Here is a 4786-nt window from a genome sequence, read left to right as displayed (position 1 = left end):
ACACACCTGTTATAGGATCAAGCCTTACGGGCAATTAGTATCAGTTAGCTTAACGCATTACTGCGCTTCCACACCTGACCTATCAACGTCCTGGTCTTGAACGACCCTTCAAGGGGCTCGAAGCCCCGGGGATATCTCATCTTAAGGCGAGTTTCCCGCTTAGATGCTTTCAGCGGTTATCTCTTCCGAACATAGCTACCCGGCGATGCCACTGGCGTGACAACCGGTACACCAGAGGTTCGTCCACTCCGGTCCTCTCGTACTAGGAGCAGCCCCCTTCAAATATCCAGCGCCCACGGCAGATAGGGACCAAACTGTCTCACGACGTTTTAAACCCAGCTCACGTACCTCTTTAAATGGCGAACAGCCATACCCTTGGGACCGGCTACAGCCCCAGGATGAGATGAGCCGACATCGAGGTGCCAAACACCGCCGTCGATATGAACTCTTGGGCGGTATCAGCCTGTTATCCCCAGAGTACCTTTTATCCGTTGAGCGATGGCCCTTCCATACAGAACCACCGGATCACTATGACCTGCTTTCGCACCTGCTCGACTTGTCGGTCTCGCAGTTAAGCACGCTTATGCCATTGCACTATCAGCACGATTTCCGACCGTACCTAGCGTACCTTCGTACTCCTCCGTTACACTTTGGGAGGAGACCGCCCCAGTCAAACTGCCCACCATGCACTGTCCCCGACCCGGATAACGGGCCAAGGTTAGAACCTCAAACAAACCAGGGTGGTATTTCAAGGACGGCTCCACGCAGACTAGCGTCCACGCTTCATAGCCTCCCACCTATCCTACACAGATCGGTTCAAAGTCCAATGCAAAGCTACAGTAAAGGTTCATGGGGTCTTTCCGTCTAGCCGCGGGGAGATTGCATCATCACAAACACTTCAACTTCGCTGAGTCTCGGGAGGAGACAGTGTGGCCATCGTTACGCCATTCGTGCAGGTCGGAACTTACCCGACAAGGAATTTCGCTACCTTAGGACCGTTATAGTTACGGCCGCCGTTTACCGGGACTTCAATCAAGAGCTTGCACCCCATCATTTAATCTTCCGGCACCGGGCAGGCGTCACACCCTATACGTCCACTTTCGTGTTTGCAGAGTGCTGTGTTTTTATTAAACAGTCGCAGCCACCAGTTTATTGCAACCCCTTCACCCTTTGCCCGCAGGGGCATCAAGCTACAGGGGCGTACCTTATCCCGAAGTTACGGTACCAATTTGCCGAGTTCCTTCTCCCGAGTTCTCTCAAGCGCCTTAGAATACTCATCTCGCCCACCTGTGTCGGTTTGCGGTACGGTCAATGTGAAACTGAAGCTTAGAGGCTTTTCCTGGAACCCCTTCCGATTGCTTCGCTCCCTAAGGAGCTCGCGCCACGCCCTTGAATTCCGTGCCCGGATTTGCCAGAGCACCTTCTCCAACGCAGCGACCGGGACTTCCAACACCCGGACAACCTTCCGCGATCCGTCCCCCCATCGCATTTCACACTGGTACAGGAATATTGACCTGTTTCCCATCAGCTACGCATTTCTGCCTCGCCTTAGGGGCCGACTCACCCTACGCCGATGAACGTTGCGTAGGAAACCTTGGGCTTACGGCGAGGGGGCCTTTCACCCCCTTTATCGCTACTCATGTCAGCATTCGCACTTCTGATACCTCCAGCACACTTTCCAGTGCACCTTCGCAGGCTTACAGAACGCTCTCCTACCATGCACATAAATGTGCATCCGCAGCTTCGGTATATGACTTAGCCCCGTTACATCTTCCGCGCAGGACGACTCGATCAGTGAGCTATTACGCTTTCTTTAAAGGGTGGCTGCTTCTAAGCCAACCTCCTGACTGTTTTAGCCTTCCCACTTCGTTTCCCACTTAGTCATATTTGGGGACCTTAGCTGGCGGTCTGGGTTGTTTCCCTCTTGACACCGGACGTTAGCACCCGATGTCTGTCTCCCGTGATTGCACTCTTCGGTATTCGGAGTTTGCTATGGCGACGTAATCCGCAATGGACCCATCAACCATGACAGTGCTCTACCCCCGAAGGTGATACACGAGGCACTACCTAAATAGTTTTCGGAGAGAACCAGCTATTTCCAGGTTTGTTTAGCCTTTCACCCCTATCCACAGCTCATCCCCTAACTTTTCAACGTTAGTGGGTTCGGACCTCCAGTACGTGTTACCGCACCTTCATCCTGGCCATGGATAGATCACCTGGTTTCGGGTCTACACCCAGCGACTGAATCGCCCTGTTCGGACTCGCTTTCGCTACGCCTGCCCTAATCGGTTAAGCTCGCCACTGAATGTAAGTCGCTGACCCATTATACAAAAGGTACGCCGTCACCCCTTGCGAGGCTCCGACTGTTTGTATGCATGCGGTTTCAGGATCTATTTCACTCCCCTCCCGGGGTTCTTTTCGCCTTTCCCTCACGGTACTGGTTCACTATCGGTCGATCACGAGTATTTAGCCTTGGAGGATGGTCCCCCCATCTTCAGACAGGATTTCACGTGTCCCGCCCTACTTGTCGTACACCTAGTTCTTCCACATCGCCTTCGCCTACGGGGCTATCACCCACTATGGCCGCACTTTCCAGAGCGTTTGGCTGACGACATGAATAAAGAGTACAGGCTGGTCCCATTTCGCTCGCCACTACTTTGGGAATCTCGGTTGATTTCTTTTCCTGCGGTTACTTAGATGTTTCAGTTCACCGCGTTCGCTTCGCATGACCTATGTATTCAGTCATGGATACTCCATTCGGAGTGGGTTTCCCCATTCGGACATCTACGGATCAAAGCTCGTTTGCCAGCTCCCCGTAGCTTTTCGCAGGCTACCGCGTCCTTCATCGCCTGTGATCGCCAAGGCATCCACCACATGCACTTGTTCGCTTGACCCTATAACGGGTGTGTCTCTTCGTGTTGCCACGCCGGACTCACTCGCTACAGGTTGAGTATTCGTGTTGCGCCGTATTCCAAAGCGATCTTTCGATCACTTAAAAATACATTGATACAATCACAACCCTGATTCACCTACTCGCGTACCCATCTCTAAGTACACTTTCGTGAATCTCTTTACTACTTCTTCCTGATTGTTAAAGAACATAAGCCGATATCGAATCACGATACAGCTATGACTGTCTTCAAATTAACAGCCGACAAGTGTGAGCACTCAACGTTGAACGCTAGCTCTGGAAAGGAGGTGATCCAGCCGCACCTTCCGATACGGCTACCTTGTTACGACTTCACCCCAGTCATGAATCCTACCGTGGTGACCGTCCTCCTTGCGGTTAGACTAGCCACTTCTGGTAAAACCCACTCCCATGGTGTGACGGGCGGTGTGTACAAGACCCGGGAACGTATTCACCGCGGCATGCTGATCCGCGATTACTAGCGATTCCAGCTTCACGCAGTCGAGTTGCAGACTGCGATCCGGACTACGATCGGTTTTCTGGGATTGGCTCCACCTCGCGGCTTGGCAACCCTCTGTTCCGACCATTGTATGACGTGTGAAGCCCTACCCATAAGGGCCATGAGGACTTGACGTCATCCCCACCTTCCTCCGGTTTGTCACCGGCAGTCTCCCTAGAGTGCTCTTGCGTAGCAACTAGGGACAAGGGTTGCGCTCGTTGCGGGACTTAACCCAACATCTCACGACACGAGCTGACGACAGCCATGCAGCACCTGTGTTACGGCTCCCTTTCGGGCACCCTCACCTCTCAGCAAGGTTCCGTACATGTCAAGGGTAGGTAAGGTTTTTCGCGTTGCATCGAATTAATCCACATCATCCACCGCTTGTGCGGGTCCCCGTCAATTCCTTTGAGTTTTAATCTTGCGACCGTACTCCCCAGGCGGTCAACTTCACGCGTTAGCTACGTTACCAAGTCAATGAAGACCCGACAACTAGTTGACATCGTTTAGGGCGTGGACTACCAGGGTATCTAATCCTGTTTGCTCCCCACGCTTTCGTGCATGAGCGTCAGTATTGGCCCAGGGGGCTGCCTTCGCCATCGGTATTCCTCCACATCTCTACGCATTTCACTGCTACACGTGGAATTCTACCCCCCTCTGCCATACTCTAGCCCGCCAGTCACCAATGCAGTTCCCAGGTTAAGCCCGGGGATTTCACATCGGTCTTAGCGAACCGCCTGCGCACGCTTTACGCCCAGTAATTCCGATTAACGCTCGCACCCTACGTATTACCGCGGCTGCTGGCACGTAGTTAGCCGGTGCTTATTCTTCCGGTACCGTCATCCTCCATCCATATTAGGGACGAAGTTTTCTTTCCGGACAAAAGTGCTTTACAACCCGAAGGCCTTCTTCACACACGCGGCATTGCTGGATCAGGGTTGCCCCCATTGTCCAAAATTCCCCACTGCTGCCTCCCGTAGGAGTCTGGGCCGTGTCTCAGTCCCAGTGTGGCTGGTCGTCCTCTCAGACCAGCTACAGATCGTCGCCTTGGTAGGCCTTTACCCCACCAACTAGCTAATCTGCCATCGGCCGCCCCTTGAGCGCGAGGTCCGAAGATCCCCCGCTTTCCTCTCTCGAGCGTATGCGGTATTAATCCGGCTTTCGCCGGGCTATCCCCCACTCCAGGACACGTTCCGATGTATTACTCACCCGTTCGCCACTCGCCACCAGGGTTGCCCCCGTGCTGCCGTTCGACTTGCATGTGTAAGGCATGCCGCCAGCGTTCAATCTGAGCCAGGATCAAACTCTTCAGTTCAAACCTGTTACTGTTTTTCGGTTTCGTTAGAAACCGGTCGCTCACTCAAAATCACTGACGAAAG

Annotated in this window: 2 rRNA genes; both read right to left on the bottom strand. The window is 53.4% G+C overall.

Annotated features, from left to right (window positions below):
- Nucleotides 1-13: 13 nt before the first annotated feature.
- Nucleotides 14-2894 (bottom strand): 23S ribosomal RNA (locus tag DK391_RS43875).
- Nucleotides 2895-3191: 297 nt separating this feature from the next.
- Nucleotides 3192-4722 (bottom strand): 16S ribosomal RNA (locus tag DK391_RS43870).
- The 16S and 23S rRNA genes sit together here, the layout of an rRNA operon.
- Between the last annotated feature and the right edge of the window lie 64 nt (nt 4723-4786).

The organism is Paraburkholderia sp. C35 (assembly GCF_003121405.1).
Classification (GTDB): Bacteria; Pseudomonadota; Gammaproteobacteria; order Burkholderiales; family Burkholderiaceae; genus Paraburkholderia.
The sequence above is the reverse complement of the archived record's forward strand: the minus strand, read 5'-3'. Positions and strand labels throughout refer to the sequence as shown.